Origin of the sequence: Pseudoalteromonas sp. CR1 (assembly GCF_019392235.1) — a bacterium.
Taxonomy (GTDB): Bacteria; Pseudomonadota; Gammaproteobacteria; order Enterobacterales; family Alteromonadaceae; genus Pseudoalteromonas.
In genome coordinates, this window is the sequence record NZ_JAHXRM010000093.1 from 1 (window position 1) to 348 (window position 348).

1 protein-coding gene is annotated in these 348 nt (G+C 54.0%); it reads left to right on the forward strand.

Going from position 1 to position 348, the window contains the following annotated elements; all coding sequences use genetic code 11:
• On the forward strand, positions 1-133 hold a 133-nt coding region (locus tag KZZ04_RS18625), incomplete at its 5' end, for a PH domain-containing protein (RefSeq protein WP_219423728.1).
• Between the last annotated feature and the right edge of the window lie 215 nt (positions 134-348).

Genomic DNA, 348 nt, shown 5'->3' on the forward strand with positions numbered 1-348 from the left:
CTCCGGCACGTTTGACCTGGATTCGGAGTTGGAGATTTACTTTTCGTCGCTGGGGAAAGTGAAGTTTGAATTCACGGGGAAGACTTCGATTGTGGAAATCTCGCGGATCATTTCCAAGCACCTGCTGAGCTGATCAGCAGGCAAAAAAAGACCTTGGCGTCCCAAGGTCTTCTCTGCTGCAGACACTGATTCAACGAATGTACACAGATCCAAATGCGGGAGCGGGCTTGCTCGCGAAGGCGCTACCCGCCACACCAACGCCTCAAAACCCTGCACCGTCCCGGCATTTTTACGCCCCAGAAGGCCACTTCCCCCGCCCTACAAAAAACATCCCACCGCCCGTCAAAA